Here is a 16209-nt window from a genome sequence, read left to right as displayed (position 1 = left end):
TTTTCCTGTAAATGATATCATGTAGATTAGTGATTCTATAATTAAGGAGCGTTTTCATATGCTTGGAATGTTGAAAAAAGTGTTTGACCCGAATAAACGGCAAATTGCGCGATTAGAAAAAATCGCAAATGAAATTGATGCGCTCGGTCCACAAATGGCGCAGCTTTCTGATGACGAGTTGCGTCAAAAAACAGAAGAGTTTAAGGCGCGTCTTGAAAAAGGCGAAACGCTTGATGATTTACTTGTTGAGGCGTTTGCGGTCGTTCGTGAAGCTGCAAAACGCGTGCTCGGCATGTATCCATATAAAGTGCAATTGATGGGGGGCATCGCCCTTCATGAAGGCAATATTGCTGAAATGAAAACAGGGGAAGGAAAAACGTTAACAGCGACGATGCCGGTATATTTAAACGCGTTAACTGGAAAAGGCGTCCATGTCGTCACGGTCAACGAATATTTAGCAAGCCGCGACGCAAATGAAATGGGCAGACTGTATCAGTTTTTAGGTTTATCTGTTGGACTGAATTTAAACAGTATGTCGCGTGAAGAAAAGCAAGCGGCTTATAACGCCGACATTACATACGGAACGAATAACGAGTTTGGTTTCGACTATTTGCGCGATAACATGGTGCTCTATAAAGAACATATGGTGCAACGCCCGCTTCATTATGCGATCATTGACGAAGTTGACTCCATTTTAATTGACGAGGCGCGGACGCCGCTCATTATTTCAGGTACGGCTCAAAAATCAACAAAATTGTACATTCAAGCGAACGCATTTGTGCGCACACTAAAACGCGATGTCGATTATACGTACGATGAAAAAACGAAAAGCGTGCAGCTGACGGAAGAAGGAATGAACAAAGCAGAGCGCGCGTTTGGAATCGACAACTTATTCGATTTAAAACATGTGACGTTAAACCATCATATTAGTCAAGCGTTGCGTGCCCATGTTGTGATGCAGCGCGACGTCGATTACGTCGTTGAGGACGGAAAAATCGTCATCGTCGACCCATTCACAGGCCGTCTCATGCGCGGACGTCGCTATAGCGATGGGCTTCATCAAGCGATTGAGGCAAAAGAAGGGCTTGAAATTCAAAACGAATCGATGACGCTTGCGACGATTACGTTCCAAAACTATTTCCGCATGTACGAAAAGCTGGCGGGGATGACGGGAACAGCAAAAACAGAAGAAGAAGAGTTTCGTAACATTTACAATATGCAAGTCATCGTTATTCCGACAAATAAACCAGTCATTCGCGATGATCGCCCAGACTTAATTTATCGCACGATGGAAGGAAAGTTTCGTGCGGTTGTTGAAGATATTGCGGAACGTCATGCGAAAGGACAACCCGTTCTCGTCGGTACGGTGTCGATTGAAACGTCTGAATTGTTATCGGGCATGTTAACGAAGCGCGGCATTCGCCATAACGTGTTAAACGCGAAAAACCATGCGAAAGAAGCAGAAATTATTGCGCAAGCTGGTCAAAAAGGGGCAGTAACGATTGCGACAAACATGGCAGGACGCGGAACGGATATTAAACTCGGTGAAGGTGTGCGCGAGCTTGGCGGTTTAGCGGTCATCGGTACGGAGCGTCACGAAAGCCGCCGCATCGACAACCAGTTGCGCGGTCGTTCCGGCCGTCAAGGTGACCCTGGGGTATCGCAATTTTATTTGTCGCTTGAAGATGAACTCATGCGTCGCTTCGGCTCAGAAAATATGATGGCGATGATGGATCGCTTAGGGATGGACGATTCACAGCCAATTCAAAGTAAAATCGTATCTAAAGCGGTCGAGTCGGCACAAAAACGCGTGGAAGGAAACAACTTTGATGCGCGTAAACAACTATTGCAGTACGACGATGTATTGCGCGAACAACGCGAAATTATTTATCGTCAACGTTTCCAAGTGCTTGACTCAGAAAACTTGCGCGACATTGTTGAAAAAATGATTCAATCGGTTATCGAGCGCGTCGTGCGTACGCATACACCAGATGAAGAAATGCCAGAAGAATGGAATGTGCAAGCGATCGTTGATTATGTGCAAGCGAACCTCCTTCCAGAAGGAGATGTGACTGTCAACGACTTGCGCGGCAAAGATCCAGAAGAAATGATTGAATTCATTTGGAATAAAGTACGTGCGCGTTACGATGAAAAAGAAAGCCGCATTCCGTCCGAGCAAATGCGCGAGTTTGAGCGCGTCATCGTGTTGCGTGCGGTCGATATGAAATGGATGGAACATATCGATGCGATGGAACAGCTTCGTCAAGGCATCCATTTACGTGCGTACGGTCAAATTGATCCATTGCGCGAATATCAAATGGAAGGGTATGCGATGTTTGAAGCGATGATTGCTTCTATTGAAGAAGAAGTTGCGCGTTACATTATGAAAGCAGAAATCGAAAGCAACTTAGAGCGACAAGAAGTAGCCAAAGGAGAAGCTGTCCACCCGAAAGAAGGCGAAGAAGTGAAACGTAAGCCGGTGAAAAAAGCGGTGGAAGTCGGCCGAAATGATCCGTGCCCATGCGGAAGCGGAAAAAAATATAAACATTGTTGCGGACGATAAGTGAGGGATGTTCCCTCGCTTTCGTTATGTTGCGTCCGCCGAGATGTTTGCATACAATAATGGTTGAGGTGAAGGACATGATCGATTTAGTAGAAATTAAGCAAGAGCTTGAAAAAATGGCTAAGCGATTAGCGGATATTAGGGGGTCTCTTTGACCTCGAAACGAAAGAAGCCCGCATTGAACAACTAGAAGCGCAAATGGCTGCCCCTGACTTTTGGGACGATCAAAAAGCGGCTCAGGCGGTCATTAGTGAGGCGAATGCGCTCAAAGATTTAGTCGGCGAGTTTCGTTCACTTGAAGAGCGATTTGAAAATTTAGAAGTGACATACGAGCTTGTCAAAGAAGAACCAGATGAAGAACTGCAAAAAGAGCTTGTAGCTGAGGCGAAAAAACTATCGAAAGACTTTAGCGAATTTGAACTGCAGTTACTATTAAATGAACCGTACGACAAAAATAATGCCATTTTAGAACTTCATCCTGGTGCAGGTGGAACGGAGTCACAAGACTGGGCATCGATGTTGTTGCGTATGTACACGCGCTGGGCGGAGAAAAAAGGATACAAAGTGGAAACGCTCGATTATTTGCCTGGTGAGGAAGCGGGAATTAAAAGCGTCACGTTGCTAATTAAAGGGCATAATGCATACGGATATTTAAAAGCGGAAAAAGGCGTGCATCGTCTCGTGCGCATTTCTCCGTTTGACGCTTCCGGTCGCCGTCATACATCGTTCGTTTCGTGCGAAGTTGTACCTGAATTTGATGACAACATTGAAATTGACGTGCGTCCAGATGAAATAAAAGTCGATACGTATCGCTCAAGCGGTGCCGGCGGTCAGCACGTCAATACGACGGATTCAGCTGTACGCATTACACATATTCCAACTGGCATTGTTGTGACGTGTCAATCGGAACGTTCACAAATTAAAAACCGCGAAAAAGCGATGAATATGTTGAAAGCGAAGTTGTACCAAAAGAAACTAGAAGAACAACAAGCGGAGCTTGCGGAAATTCGCGGGGAACAAAAAGAAATTGGTTGGGGAAGCCAAATTCGTTCTTACGTGTTTCATCCGTACTCGCTCGTAAAAGATCATCGAACAAATACCGAAGTCGGAAACGTGCAAGCGGTAATGGACGGCGAAATAGACGTCTTTATTGACGCCTATTTACGTTCGAAGTTAAAACAAGGGTAAGGTGTCCGTTATGGGCACCTTTTGTTGTATATTATTGACATCTAAAAAAAGAGCGTGATAATCTGGACATAACGAAAGTCCTGCGGTAATATGTCAAGGTGAAAAATCATCGAAATTGGAAATTCGATTGTCCGATGACCCGAAAAAAGGCAATACTTAAGAAGCCCAGTCTTGTCTTATGTCATTAACTGGGTTTTAATGCAAAATCAGTTAGATCGATACCCCTATCGATCTTCCCCCTTTCTTGGCGTGTAGATTTGACCGTTGCGTAGCAGCGCATCGATCACACGCACGAGTTTTCGAGCGGTGAGGACGAGGGCTCGTTTGTGTTGGTGCTTTGGTACTTCCTCATACTTCTTCCGGTAATAGGTGCGAAACGACGCATCATGCCGTTGTACCGAGTTGGCAGCCTCCACTAGGTAGTAACGGAGATAGCGATTGCCGGAACGAATGAGGGAAGTCTCCTCGGCTTGGAACCGACCGGACTGGTGCTTAGACCAAGTCAAACCTGCATACTTTGCTAAGGCGGCTTGGTTGTCAAAGCGCTCGATTTGTCCAATTTCGGCTAAGATGCCAGCGGCGTAGACCGGACCAATGCCGGGAATCGTTTGTAACGTATTTGGGATGCCTTCCAAATGGCGAGTAATCGCTTTATCTAGCTCTTTAATTTGCGCTTGAAGGCTACGGATGGATTGAATTGATAGCCCTAAAAGCAAGTCGATGGAATCCTCGACACATTTGGAAAGCCGATACGACGAACGAGCCGCCTTTTGAATGGACTTGGCGATGCATTCCGGATCGGCAAAGCGATTGCGTCCTTTTTGGCGCAAGAAGTCAGCGAGCTGTTGCACGTCCATCTGACTGATTTCGTCTAAGCTAAACGACTCGAGAAGAAGCTCTAAGATGGCATGTCCGAACACGGAGCTGTCCACCTCTTGGGTAAAGGAACTGCACTTGTAAAACAAGTGTTGGAGGAAGTACTGCTTTTCCCGAGTCAGCTGATGGACGAGATGATAGCGCATGCGCGTGAGCCGTTGAAGGGCGATAAACTGTTCTTGCATGACAGCTGTCACTTTCAAACGGCCAAAGCGAAGCCGATCGGCGATGATCCACGCATCGATGCCGTCCGTTTTATCCAAGTCAGTGTACGCTTCTTTAAATTTGCGAATGAGCTTTGGATTGATGGTAAACACCTTGACATTCCAAGACTTCAGCTCCTCCTGTTGGTGGAAAAACATCGCTGGATGCCAGCTGTAGACCGAAGTGGCTTCCATCCCGATGAGAATTTCGGATGGTTGGCGCTTGTTGGCCCACAGGAGGATTTGATCGCGAAGGAAGGTCGCGCCAAGGAGATGATTGTCCACCTTGAATTGGGCGCACGTGTTTCCTTCTTGATCCATGATACACGTGTATAAGTCCGTTGAGCTCACGTCAATCCCGACGTAGAGTTTCATGAGATCACCTCCAATCGTAGTAGGATCGTGGGGTTGGGACTCTTCGGGATGCCCCCGGACCGCGCCTGTTGACCAGTCACCCTCGCATATGAGAACTCACGTTGGGCCATGGGCTGCCTGGAAGCTGCTCCTTCCAGCATGGGAAACCAACGGGAACAGCCTGCGGGTTAGAAGTCCGAACAGGAGCCGGGGAGACAGACTTTCTAAGTAGTCAAAGCTACAGGAGAGAGAAGAGTGTCCCCGATGATCCTAAGACCATTATCCAAGAACATCGCGAAAAGTCCAACCCCGATGTAGTGCCATCCACGGGGGAGGGGCGCGCCCCTCCCCCGTGGGCAAATCACTTACACATATGCGATTGTCAAGGAGCATATCCAACTGGAAATTCGATTTAAAAATCTTTCTAAACATACTATACGAGGAGGGAATAGCATGGCAGTAGACAAAAAAGTGCTTCATGAGATGATTGAACAGTTAAGCGAATCCGATCAAAAATCAGCATATGAATTTTTATTGCATTTACTGCAAAGATCAAAAAAAGATCATAAATGGTGGGATGAAGTAGAGGAAGTAAGTGAAGAAGAAGCGTTGTTAACAGAAGAAGAAAAACGGCAGTTACAAGGAGATGAAGGATATGTGACTGGTGGTGATGCAAAACGTGAATTTGGCTTACAAGTTGATTTACCGTAAGGAAGCAGTAAAATTTCTTGCTAAGCAAGAGAAAGAAGTACAAGAACGAATAGTTATAGCATTACAGGGATTGCTTTACAGCCCTCCTCAAGGAGACATTAAAAAAATGAGAGGACAACAAAGTTTGTACCGTTTACGTGTTGGCACATACCGCATTCTTTTCCGCATTGATCACCACGAGCAAATGATTTACATCGAAGCGATTGGAAATCGGGGAGACCTATATTAACTTCACTATATTAAATCATTATTGCGTTAATTCGATGTCATTTACTTCCTATATCGGGCATGCTATACTCACAAAGGAAGGTGAGAGGCATGCGAAAAAGAAGCAACATAACAAATCCATTCGTTGAAAAAGTGCTAGAATACGTATATATTCTTGTCGGCTCGGCCGTTGTGGCCGTTGCGTTCAATTTATTTTTACTTCCGAATCGTGTCGCATCAGGTGGGGTAAGCGGCATCAGTACGATTTTACATGCGACGCTCGGTTGGCAGCCAGCGTACGTACAATGGGCGCTTAACATTCCATTATTTATCGCAGGTGTGCTATTGCTCGGAAAGCAGTTTGGTGTCAAAACATTAGTTGGTACTGCCTTTTTACCGTTTATCGTTTATTTGACACATGATGTGGCACCAGCAACGCATGATCCGTTGCTTGGGGCATTATTTGGCGGCATTGGCGTCGGCGTAGGATTAGGCATTGTGTTCCGCGGTCGTGCATCAACAGGAGGAACCGACTTAGCTGCTCAAATTATTCATAAATATACAGGTTTATCGTTAGGGACATGCGTCATTTTAATTGATGGCTTAATTGTGTTAACGGCGGCGTTCGTATTTGATTTAGAACGGGCGTTATATGCGTTAATCGCATTATTTGTGACGAGTAAAACAATTGACTTTGTTCAAGTTGGTTTCGGCAATTCAAAAATGGCGATGATTATTACAACGAAAGAAGAACAAGTGCGAGAAGCGATTTTGCATAAAATTGACCGCGGTGTGACAAAACTACATGCATACGGCGGATATACAGAAAAAGAGCGCACGATGCTCATGTGCGTTGTGGCACAAAGTGAGTTCACAAAATTGAAACAATTAGTGAAAACCATTGATCCGTCTGCATTTGTCGTCGTTATGGATGCAGCAGAAGTGCTTGGGGAAGGATTTAAACGTGCCTAACGTAAAAATGATACGATATAATAGAAATGTATGAAAATGTTTACAAGGGGGATATACGTATGAAGAAAAAGCTACTTAGTTTATTCGCTGGTACAGCGATTGTGTTAGCAGCCTGTGGTGGGGGGGATAGCACAAGCGAAAAACCAGCAAACGGCGGAGGGGATACCGCTTCAGCAGCGGAAGCCGTTTACAAAAAAACGTGTGCAAGCTGCCATGGACAAAACTTAGAAGGCGGCGTCGGTCCAGCGCTTGATAAAGTAGGCGGAAAATATTCGCAAGATGAAATTAAAGATATTATCGCAAATGGTCGCGGGGGCATGCCCGGTGGCTTACTCAAAGGCGACGATGTAGATAAAGTAGCGGAATGGTTAGCTGCGAAAAAGTAAGAGGATGCGATTTTGTGCATCCTCTTTTCATTTGTAACACTCTTGAAATATAACTGTAAATAAAATTCGCCCCCCTTTTTGTCGGAAATGATGATATAATGAACAAGGCGAGAATTTTGCAGGAATATGTAGAAAAACATCGAATACTTAGGTGGTTGCTTATGATTGAGATGCAAGATGTATATAAAACATACCCGAACGGAGTGATCGCATTAAACGGCATTTCCGTTCGCATTAAGCAAGGTGAATTTGTATATGTCGTCGGTCCGAGCGGTGCTGGGAAATCGACGTTTATTAAAATGATGTATCGCGAAGAGAATCCGACAAGCGGCAAAATTATGATTAATGGCGTGAACTTAGCGAATATAAAAAATAGCAAAGTCCCTTTGCTTCGCCGAAATATCGGGATCGTCTTCCAAGACTTCAAGCTTCTTCCAAAGTTAACGGTGTATGAAAACGTCGCGTTTGCTTTGGAAGTTATTGAGGAATCGCCAAAAAACATTCGCAAGCGCGTCATGGAAGTGCTTGACTTAGTGCGACTAAAACATAAAGCGCGCTTTTACCCTGATGAATTGTCTGGAGGAGAGCAACAGCGGGTGTCGATCGCTCGTTCAATCGTCAACAATCCAGCAATTGTTATTGCTGATGAACCGACGGGAAATTTAGATCCAGATACATCTTGGGAAATTATGGACATCTTCGAGCGAATTAACGATCGTGGGACGACCATTGTGATGGCAACGCATAACCGCGAAATCGTCAACACGATTCGCAGGCGTGTCATTGCGATTGAGCGCGGCAAAATTGTGCGCGATGAAGTGAAGGGGGAATACGGTTATGAAGCTTAACACCCTTCGCCGCCATTTTCGTGAAAGTTTTAAAAGTCTCGGACGAAACGGTTGGATGACATTTGCATCCATTAGTGCTGTTACGGTAACGCTTTTGCTTGTCGGCGTGTTTCTCGTCATTATGCTCAATATTCAACATATAACGAAGCAAATTGAGCGCGATGTTGAAATTCGCGTGCATGTCGATTTGAGCGCGACAGATGCGGATAAAGATGCGCTTCGAGCCAAGCTTGAAGCTCTTTCTGGCGTGGAAAAAGTGGCGTATTCATCTAAAGATGAAGAGCTACAAAAATTGATTGAAAGCTTTGGAGAAGATGGTCAATCGTTCCGTCTATTTGAACAAGACAACCCGTTAAGTGACGTATTTATTGTGAAAGCAGAAAATCCGCTTGATACAGAAAAAATCGCAAAACAAATTGAAACTTTGCCTTCTGTCAGCAAAGTCAAATACGGGAAAGGACAAATTGAAAAGCTATTTGCGGCAACGACGACGATTCGCAACGTCGGATTGGCGCTCATTGTCGGATTATTATTTACGGCGATGTTTCTCATCTCAAATACGATTAAAATTACAATTTTTGCCCGTCGTCGTGAAATTGAGATTATGAGATTAGTAGGGGCGACTAACGGATTTATTCGCTGGCCGTTTTTCCTTGAAGGGCTATGGCTCGGTGTATTAGGTTCGATTGTGCCAATTGCCATCGTCCTGTCCGCCTATTCGTACATATTTGATTTATTGTACCCGAGATTAAAAGATACATTTTTTCAACTTCTCCCATTTTATCCGTTTGCATGGCAAGTGGCGGCTGTGCTCGTCTTATTAGGTGCATGTATCGGCATATGGGGAAGCATGATGTCCGTCAGACGATTTTTGAAAGTATAGAAAGAGAGAGGGGTTTACGGTGCGAAAAAGATGGGGAACGATTGTTGTCGCTGTGATGTTGCTTGTTTCGAGTGTAGCTGCGCCTGCGCATGCGGTGACGAAGCGCGATATTCAACAGAAAAAAGAAGAAATAAAAAATGTACAACAAAAGCAGTCAACGATTGAAAATAAAATTGAACAGTCGCAACAAGAAATTGAGCGATTGAAAGCAGAACAAGAGCAATTAGATGCAGAAATTAAAAAGCTAGATTTAGCGGTAGAAGAAACAAGCGCCAATATTCGTACAAAACAGCAAAACATTGAAGAAACGAAACAACAAATTGTTGCGCTTCGCAAAGAAATCGAGGAAGTCACAGCGCGCATTGAGCAACGCAATGAGTTGTTGAAAGAGCGGGCGCGTTCGCTGCAAGAAAGCGGAGGAGTTGTCAGCTATTTAGACGTGTTGCTTGGGGCGAAAAGTTTTAGCGATTTTATTGATCGAATGAGCGCTGTTGCGACCATTTTTGAGGCAGACCGTCAAATGATTAGAGAGCAAGAAGCTGATAAAGCGCTAAAGGAAGCGAAAGAGGAAGAACTAAACGATAACTTAGTTCGCCTGCAAGAGCAGCTAAATGAGCTACAAAAGTTAAAACAAACGTTAAGTGAACAAATTGCAGCGAAAGAAAAATTAATGGCACAGTTAAAAGAAGAGCAAAAACATGAGGAAGAAAAACAGCTCGCTTTAGAAGAAGAAAAAGAGTTGCTTGAAAAACAAGAAGCGGCGATGAAAAACCAATTGCAAGAAATGATTCGTCGCCAAAAAGAACAGGAAGAAGCGCGGAAACGAGCATTATCAAGCCGCGGATCGTCATCAGAGAGCGGTGGCAGTTTGCCTCCTGTATCTGACGGGGCGTTTATGCGTCCAGCGAACGGTCCAATTACATCGACATTTGGCCCGCGATGGGGTGAATTCCACTACGGTGTAGACATTGGTAAGCGTGGTGCTAGCGTTCCTGTCGTGGCAGCTGCTGACGGGTATGTGTATAGCTCCTATTACTCCTCAAGCTATGGGAACGTTATTTTTATCATGCATTATATTAATGGACAAGTATATACGACCGTATATGCTCACTTAGAATCGCGTCTTGTCGGTGAAGGACAAAATGTCAGCAAAGGTCAAATGATCGGCTATATGGGCAACACAGGTCGTTCGTTTGGTGCACACTTGCATTTTGAGTTGCATCGTGGGCCTTGGAATGCATCAAAATCGAATGCGGTAAATCCAATGCAATACGTTCCGTTTTAAAGCACAGCTTGCCTGCTGTGCTTTTGCGTATTGGTTGAGAAAACGGTACGCTCGGTGTAAAATAAATACATCTTCATCAGTTATGAACAGTACAAGCTATTCATATAATGAAAACAAACAGGCATCGCACACGGTGTGATGCCTTTCATGTATCGAAGGGTGAGGAGGCAAAACATGAATAAAAAAACAATCGCAGCACTCATGGCTTTATCGATGTTATTCGGATCTGGGGTGACGTATGTCGGGATGCAGTCGCTTTCTTCCGATACGTCAACGATGACGATCAACATCCCAGCAACAACGGAGAAGCCATCGAACGAAGAACTACAAAAAATTGAACAAGCATACAGCATGATTAAACAAAAATACGTTCAAAACGTAGATGAAAAGCAGCTCATTGACGGTGCGATTCAAGGAATGATTGCGACGTTAAAAGACCCATACTCCGTTTATATGGATAAAGAAACAGCGGAGCGGTTTAACGAGTCGCTTGATTCTTCTTTCGAAGGAATTGGAGCGGAAGTGAGCATGGTTGACGGCAAAGTGACGATCGTTGCTCCATTTAAAGGATCGCCAGCGGAAAAAGCAGGGCTTCGTCCGAACGATCAAATTATGAAGGTCAATGGCGAAAGTTTAGAAGGACTTGATTTATATGAAGCGGTACTAAAAATTCGCGGAAAAAAAGGAACGATCGCTCGTTTAGAAGTCATTCGTCCGGGAGTTAGCGGCGTTTTAACGATTGAAGTCGTTCGTGACGAAATTCCGATTGAAACCGTATATGCATCAATGAAAGAAGTAAATGGCAAACAAATTGGCTACATTGAAATTACATCATTTGCAGAAAAAACAGCTGAAGATTTCAAAAAGAAGTTAGCTGATTTCGAGAAAAAAGGAATCGCGGGACTAATCATCGACGTGCGCGGCAATCCGGGAGGGTATTTACAAAGCGTGGAAGATATTTTAAAAGATCTTGTTCCGAAAGATAAACCGTACGTGCAAATTGAAGAACGTGATGGTGATAAACAACGTTTCTTCTCCAATATAACGAAGAAAAAAGATTATCCAATTGTTGTGCTTATTGATAACGGAAGCGCCTCGGCATCAGAAATTTTAGCCGCAGCGTTAAAAGAAGCGGGTGGCTATCCGCTTGTCGGTGAAAAAACGTTCGGAAAAGGGACGGTACAACAAGCGTTGCCGATGGATGACGGTAGCCATATTAAATTAACGTTATATAAATGGCTAACACCGAACGGAAATTGGATTCATCAAAAAGGCATTGAACCAGATGTGAAAGTAAAACAGCCTGACTTTTTCTATGCTCATCCGCTTCAAATCGATAAGCCGTTGGCATATGACATGAACAACGAACAAGTGAAAAGCGCACAACAAATGTTAAAAGGTCTCGGTTTTGACCCGGGTCGCGAAGATGGCTACTTCAGCAAACAAACGGAGCAAGCCGTTCAATCGTTCCAAAAAGCAAACGGCTTACAAGTGACAGGAAAAATTGATAAACAAACAGCGAATATGTTGCAAACAAAAGTGATGGAAGCCGTTCGCGACGAACGATACGACGAGCAATTAAAACGGGCATTGCAACTCATTGCGAAATAAAACATATCCCCCTGCCCATGTTGAAGGCAGGGGGAAACTATTATAAAAAGAAGCTAATAATGCCACGTCGTTTTTGTTTTGTTGGTTGCTCGATAGCTGGTTCGATTTGTTTTTGTTTTTCAAGTTGTGCGATGCGTTGTTCGAGCTGTTGCATATATTGAAGCATTTCTTCCATTTCGCGGCGATGTTGCAGCAATTGAAAGGAGACGACGTCATCTGCTTTTTGTTCGATTTTCCGTTCCAGTTCGTGTAATCGCTGTTCTACTTCTTCCCACTCCACATGTTCTTTTTCTTCTTCATCGATACTGAGAAACTTATATTTTTCTAATTGTTCAATCGCTTCGCTCGTAAATACGTAATGTCCAGCTTCATTTTTTGTGCATGGAATGTTATATTTTTTCACCCACCGTTGCACCGTTTTTGTCGATACCCCAAGCCGCTTTGCCACTCCGCTCGTCTTCAGTTCCATGTTTCCACGCCCCTTCCGATCATGTTAAGAAAAAAGTTAGACATGTTTTATAAAATTCCTTGCTTATTGACAAAACTAGTGTTCATTCGTCAAAGAAAGTGGATTTTCGTCAACCATAACCGTTTGAAATTTGTTACAATACAACATAGAGGATCGGAAAAAACGGAGATGATGGAAATGGAAGTATGGGGACTAGAATGGTTGAAAGCATTCGGAACGTTTTGGCTGCAACCATTACTATATTATGCGTTCATCTTTGCGTTGTTTATTGGTTGGCGTCGCGTGCAACGCGAGCGGCGCGATTTTCATACGCGCGTCTATCGTTCTTCTCGTGAGCTGCGTGCGATCGTTCGTTCACGTAGCTGGTTCGCAATCATTTTTTCAATTGTGACTGTTGGGGCAGGGATTGTGCTTCCAAACGATACGCTCGTCCTTTGGGCAATGGTGACGATCATATGTAGTTTTTTTATGCAACTTCGATTGTTATCACCTGCATATATCGGGAGCATCGTTATATTTACTGTTAGTTTTTTTGCGCAAATGGAGTGGGCACAGCCGTTTTTTGATCGTTTTTTCCCGCATATGACGGAAACAAATGTGACTGCCATCGCGCTTTTAATCGGGTTGCTTTTGTTTGTCGAAATGTGGCTCGTTTACCGTGAAGGAGCAGAGCTTAGCTCGCCGCGGCTTGTAACGAGCAAGCGGGGACTTGTCATCGGTGAACAAATGATGCAACGTCTTTGGCTCGTACCTTTTATTATTCCTGTGCCAGGAGAGGGAGTGACGCCGTTTGCAGCGTGGTGGCCGATGATTTCAGGCGGTGATGCGTATTCATTTGTTCTCGTGCCGTTTTTACTTGGCTTTTCCCACCGCGTGCAAACAAACATGCCTACTCATATGGCGAAATGGATCGCAAAGCGCATCGGTTGGCTCGCTACGGTTGTTAGTTTGCTAGCGATTGCTAGCTACTGGTGGGAGCCGCTAGCGATCGTTGTTGCAGTTGTCGCTATTTTATGGAGGGAATGGATTGCTTTATCAGCGAAATTGTATGAACAAAAGCGGCCTCCGTATTTTACAAAACGAGCGAATGGGCTTGTCATTTTAGGCGTGTTGCCGGATACGCCAGCACATAAAATGGCGCTTTCGGTTGGGGAAGTGATCGTGAAGGTAAACGGTATACCGGTCGTGACGGAAGATGAATTTTACGCAGCATTGCAACAAAATCGTGCGTTTTGTAAGCTAGAAGTATTGAACGAAAGCGGGGAAGTTCGCTTTGCACAAACGGCTTTATTTGAAGGGGAACATCACGAACTCGGGCTGTTATTCGTAAGAGATGAGGGATAATATGTGGTTTTTGTTAGCGTTAATTGTACCAGCGTTGTTAGTTATTTTATTTACGAGAGTCACGTATAACCATTATGTCGGTACATTGCTTACTGTCGCGTTGCTCGTAGCATCGTATGTGAAAGGATATACCGATCAATTGCATGAAATTGTTGCTGATATAGCGTCGCTCATCGTCGGATTTTTGTATGCTAAACGAATGGTAGAAAAGCAAAAGCAATCGTAAACCTGTCCAAATGGGCAGGTTTTTTCATAGAATATTTGTTCGTATTTTTCGCTTTTCGGTTTCGTCATATGGTACAATGAAAATAGAAATGAAGTGGAGGGACGATTGTGGACACATTTCAATTAGTATCCGCTTATAAGCCTCAAGGCGATCAGCCGAAAGCGATCGCGAAGCTTGTCGAAGGGATTCAACAAGGAAAAAAACATCAAACGTTGATTGGAGCAACAGGAACAGGTAAAACGTTTACGATTTCTAATGTCATTCAACAAGTCAATAAACCAACGCTCGTCATCGCTCATAATAAAACGTTAGCGGGGCAGCTATACAGCGAGTTTAAACAATTTTTTCCTAACAATGCTGTTGAATATTTTGTCAGCTACTATGACTATTATCAGCCGGAAGCGTATGTACCACAGACGGATACGTACATTGAAAAAGATGCAAGCATTAACGATGAAATTGATAAATTACGCCATTCCGCAACGTCTGCGTTATTTGAACGACGCGATGTCATTATTATCGCAAGCGTTTCATGTATTTACGGGTTAGGTTCGCCTGAAGAATATCGCGAACTTGTCGTTTCGCTTCGCGTCGGCATGGAAATCGAGCGGGATCATTTGCTTCGTCGCCTTGTCGACATTCAATATGAACGAAACGATATTGATTTTCGCCGCGGAACGTTTCGCGTGCGCGGAGATGTCGTAGAAATTTTCCCAGCTTCTCGTGATGAGCATTGCATTCGCATTGAGTTTTTTGGTGACGAAATTGAGCGCATTCGCGAAGTAGATGCATTGACGGGGCATGTGATGGCAGAGCGAGAACATGTGGCGATTTTCCCAGCATCGCACTTCGTCACGCGTGAAGAGAAAATGAAGCTAGCCATCGAAAATATTGAAAAGGAATTAGAAGAACGGCTTCATGAGTTGCGTGAGCAAGGAAAATTGCTTGAAGCGCAGCGACTAGAACAACGGACGCGCTACGACATTGAAATGATGAAAGAAATGGGTTTTTGTTCAGGCATCGAAAACTATTCACGCCATTTAACGTTGCGTCCACCGGGTTCAACGCCTTATACGTTACTAGATTATTTTCCTGATGATTTTTTAATTGTCATCGACGAATCGCATGTGACATTGCCGCAAATTCGCGGCATGTATAACGGTGATAAAGCGAGAAAAGAAGTGCTTGTTGAACACGGCTTCCGTTTGCCATCGGCGCTCGATAACCGGCCATTGACGTTTGAAGAATTTGAACAAAAAGTGAATCAAGTCATTTACGTATCTGCGACGCCAGGTCCGTATGAGCTTGAACATTGTCCAGAAGTCGTCGAGCAAATTATTCGTCCGACAGGGTTGTTAGATCCGACGATTGATGTGCGACCGATCGCAGGGCAAATAGACGATTTAGTCGATGAAATTCAAAAGCGCATCGCTCGTAAAGAACGAACGCTTGTGACGACATTGACGAAAAAAATGGCGGAAGACTTAACCGATTACTTGAAAGATATTGGTATTCAAGTGGCATATTTGCATTCGGAAATTAAAACGCTTGAGCGAATTGAAATTATTCGTGATTTACGATTAGGAAAATATGATGTGCTTGTCGGCATTAACTTATTGCGTGAGGGGCTTGATATTCCAGAAGTATCGCTTGTTGCTATTTTAGATGCCGATAAAGAAGGATTTTTACGCTCTGAACGTTCACTCATTCAAACGATTGGACGGGCGGCGCGCAATGCGAACGGGCATGTCATTATGTATGCTGATACGATCACGAAATCAATGGAAATTGCGATCAATGAAACGAAGCGGCGCCGCGCCATTCAAGAAGCATATAATCGCGAGCATGGTATCGTGCCAAAAACGATTCAAAAAGACATTCCAGATGTTATTCGTGCGACATTTGCCGCGGAAGAAAAAGAAACGTACGAAACGAAAGATGTTCGTCATTTATCAAAAGAAGAGCGTGTTGCGTTCATCGCCCAACTTGAACAAGAAATGAAAGAAGCTGCAAAAGCGCTTCATTTTGAACGTGCGGCAGAACTGCGCGATTTCATCTTACAATTGAAAGCTGAGGTGTAACG

15 protein-coding genes are annotated in these 16209 nt (G+C 44.2%); 13 read left to right on the top strand and 2 right to left on the bottom strand.

Going from position 1 to position 16209, the window contains the following annotated elements; translation table 11 throughout:
- Window positions 1–58 precede the first annotated feature (58 nt).
- Complete coding sequence (gene secA / locus NSQ23_RS14240; protein WP_339171636.1) at window positions 59–2563, top strand: preprotein translocase subunit SecA; 2505 nt, start codon at window positions 59–61, stop codon at window positions 2561–2563.
- Window positions 2564–2643: 80 nt separating this feature from the next.
- A protein-coding gene (gene prfB / locus NSQ23_RS14235) for a peptide chain release factor 2 (protein WP_148284872.1) occupies window positions 2644–3751 on the top strand; the annotation gives its coding sequence in 2 pieces (ribosomal slippage) (window positions 2644–2715 and window positions 2717–3751; 1107 coding nt in all).
- Window positions 3752–3975: 224 nt separating this feature from the next.
- On the opposite strand, the gene NSQ23_RS14230 is transcribed toward prfB, so the two are convergent.
- Entirely contained in the window at window positions 3976–5205 is a 1230-nt protein-coding gene (locus NSQ23_RS14230) for an IS110 family transposase (RefSeq protein WP_339170721.1), read from the bottom strand.
- A 432-nt stretch (window positions 5206–5637) separates the two neighbouring features.
- Between NSQ23_RS14230 and NSQ23_RS14225 the strand changes: the two genes are divergently transcribed.
- The 8 genes from NSQ23_RS14225 to NSQ23_RS14190 all read left to right on the top strand — a co-directional run bounded on the left by NSQ23_RS14225 (window position 5638) and on the right by NSQ23_RS14190 (window position 12087).
- Window positions 5638–5895 carry a hypothetical protein gene (locus NSQ23_RS14225; protein ID WP_004892607.1) on the top strand — a complete coding sequence of 86 codons (258 nt, stop codon included), beginning with the start codon at window positions 5638–5640 and terminating at the stop codon, window positions 5893–5895.
- Window positions 5864–6124 (top strand): type II toxin-antitoxin system RelE/ParE family toxin, encoded by a 261-nt coding sequence (locus NSQ23_RS14220; protein WP_035019276.1) that lies wholly within the window; start codon window positions 5864–5866, stop codon window positions 6122–6124. The genes NSQ23_RS14225 and NSQ23_RS14220 overlap by 32 nt, the downstream gene beginning before the upstream one ends.
- Before the next feature lie 89 nt (window positions 6125–6213).
- On the top strand, window positions 6214–7074 hold the full coding sequence (locus NSQ23_RS14215) for a YitT family protein (RefSeq protein WP_004892603.1): 861 nt from the start codon (window positions 6214–6216) through the stop codon (window positions 7072–7074).
- Window positions 7075–7133: 59 nt separating this feature from the next.
- On the top strand, window positions 7134–7460 hold the full coding sequence (gene cccB, locus NSQ23_RS14210) for a cytochrome c551 (protein WP_004892600.1): 327 nt from the start codon (window positions 7134–7136) through the stop codon (window positions 7458–7460).
- Between the two features lie 161 nt (window positions 7461–7621).
- Window positions 7622–8308, top strand: coding sequence for a cell division ATP-binding protein FtsE (gene ftsE, locus NSQ23_RS14205; protein WP_339171630.1), 687 nt, complete (start codon window positions 7622–7624; stop codon window positions 8306–8308).
- Window positions 8298–9191, top strand: a complete 894-nt coding sequence (ftsX, locus tag NSQ23_RS14200) for a permease-like cell division protein FtsX (RefSeq protein WP_339171627.1) — start codon at window positions 8298–8300, stop codon at window positions 9189–9191. Before ftsE ends, ftsX begins: the two co-directional genes overlap by 11 nt.
- A gap of 19 nt (window positions 9192–9210) precedes the next feature.
- Window positions 9211–10476 (top strand): peptidoglycan DD-metalloendopeptidase family protein, encoded by a 1266-nt coding sequence (locus tag NSQ23_RS14195; protein WP_339171624.1) that lies wholly within the window; start codon window positions 9211–9213, stop codon window positions 10474–10476.
- 174 nt (window positions 10477–10650) lie between these two features.
- Window positions 10651–12087 (top strand): S41 family peptidase, encoded by a 1437-nt coding sequence (locus NSQ23_RS14190; protein ID WP_339171621.1) that lies wholly within the window; start codon window positions 10651–10653, stop codon window positions 12085–12087.
- Window positions 12088–12127: 40 nt separating this feature from the next.
- Here NSQ23_RS14190 and NSQ23_RS14185 read toward each other — a convergent pair whose 3' ends face one another.
- The gene (locus NSQ23_RS14185; protein ID WP_339171619.1) at window positions 12128–12556 is read right to left on the bottom strand and encodes a MerR family transcriptional regulator; all 429 of its coding nucleotides are present in this window, start codon (window positions 12554–12556) and stop codon (window positions 12128–12130) included.
- Window positions 12557–12733: 177 nt separating this feature from the next.
- Here NSQ23_RS14185 and NSQ23_RS14180 point away from each other — a divergent pair, with 177 nt between their 5' ends.
- The 3 genes from NSQ23_RS14180 to uvrB all read left to right on the top strand — a co-directional run bounded on the left by NSQ23_RS14180 (window position 12734) and on the right by uvrB (window position 16207).
- Window positions 12734–13900 (top strand): PDZ domain-containing protein, encoded by a 1167-nt coding sequence (locus NSQ23_RS14180; RefSeq protein WP_339171616.1) that lies wholly within the window; start codon window positions 12734–12736, stop codon window positions 13898–13900.
- 1 nt (window position 13901) lies between these two features.
- Window positions 13902–14126: a CsbA family protein gene (locus tag NSQ23_RS14175; RefSeq protein ID WP_339171614.1), complete on the top strand. Its 225-nt coding sequence runs from the start codon at window positions 13902–13904 to the stop codon at window positions 14124–14126.
- Between the two features lie 104 nt (window positions 14127–14230).
- A complete protein-coding gene (gene uvrB / locus NSQ23_RS14170; protein WP_339174433.1) occupies window positions 14231–16207 on the top strand; it encodes an excinuclease ABC subunit UvrB in 1977 nt (658 codons plus the stop codon).
- Window positions 16208–16209 lie beyond the last annotated feature (2 nt).

The sequence above is a fragment of the Anoxybacillus sp. FSL W8-1294 genome, assembly GCF_037965005.1.
Classification (GTDB): Bacteria; Bacillota; Bacilli; order Bacillales; family Anoxybacillaceae; genus Anoxybacillus; species Anoxybacillus flavithermus_G.
Note: the sequence above shows the minus strand (reverse complement) of the source record. Positions and strands in the feature narration are given on the sequence as shown.

Bases quoted from the DNA above. Each gene is read 5' to 3' on its own strand.
- secA (WP_339171636.1), top strand. From the start codon at position 59: ATGCTTGGAATGTTGAAAAAAGTGTTTGACCCGAATAAACGGCAAATT.
- NSQ23_RS14225 (WP_004892607.1), top strand. From the start codon at position 5,638: ATGGCAGTAGACAAAAAAGTGCTTCATGAGATGATTGAACAGTTAAGC.
- ftsX (WP_339171627.1), top strand. From the start codon at position 8,298: ATGAAGCTTAACACCCTTCGCCGCCATTTTCGTGAAAGTTTTAAAAGT.
- NSQ23_RS14190 (WP_339171621.1), top strand. From the start codon at position 10,651: ATGAATAAAAAAACAATCGCAGCACTCATGGCTTTATCGATGTTATTC.
- NSQ23_RS14180 (WP_339171616.1), top strand. From the start codon at position 12,734: ATGGAAGTATGGGGACTAGAATGGTTGAAAGCATTCGGAACGTTTTGG.
- NSQ23_RS14230 (WP_339170721.1), bottom strand. From the start codon at position 5,205: ATGAAACTCTACGTCGGGATTGACGTGAGCTCAACGGACTTATACACG.
- ftsE (WP_339171630.1), top strand. From the start codon at position 7,622: ATGATTGAGATGCAAGATGTATATAAAACATACCCGAACGGAGTGATC.
- cccB (WP_004892600.1), top strand. From the start codon at position 7,134: ATGAAGAAAAAGCTACTTAGTTTATTCGCTGGTACAGCGATTGTGTTA.
- NSQ23_RS14215 (WP_004892603.1), top strand. From the start codon at position 6,214: ATGCGAAAAAGAAGCAACATAACAAATCCATTCGTTGAAAAAGTGCTA.
- NSQ23_RS14185 (WP_339171619.1), bottom strand. From the start codon at position 12,556: ATGGAACTGAAGACGAGCGGAGTGGCAAAGCGGCTTGGGGTATCGACA.
- NSQ23_RS14175 (WP_339171614.1), top strand. From the start codon at position 13,902: ATGTGGTTTTTGTTAGCGTTAATTGTACCAGCGTTGTTAGTTATTTTA.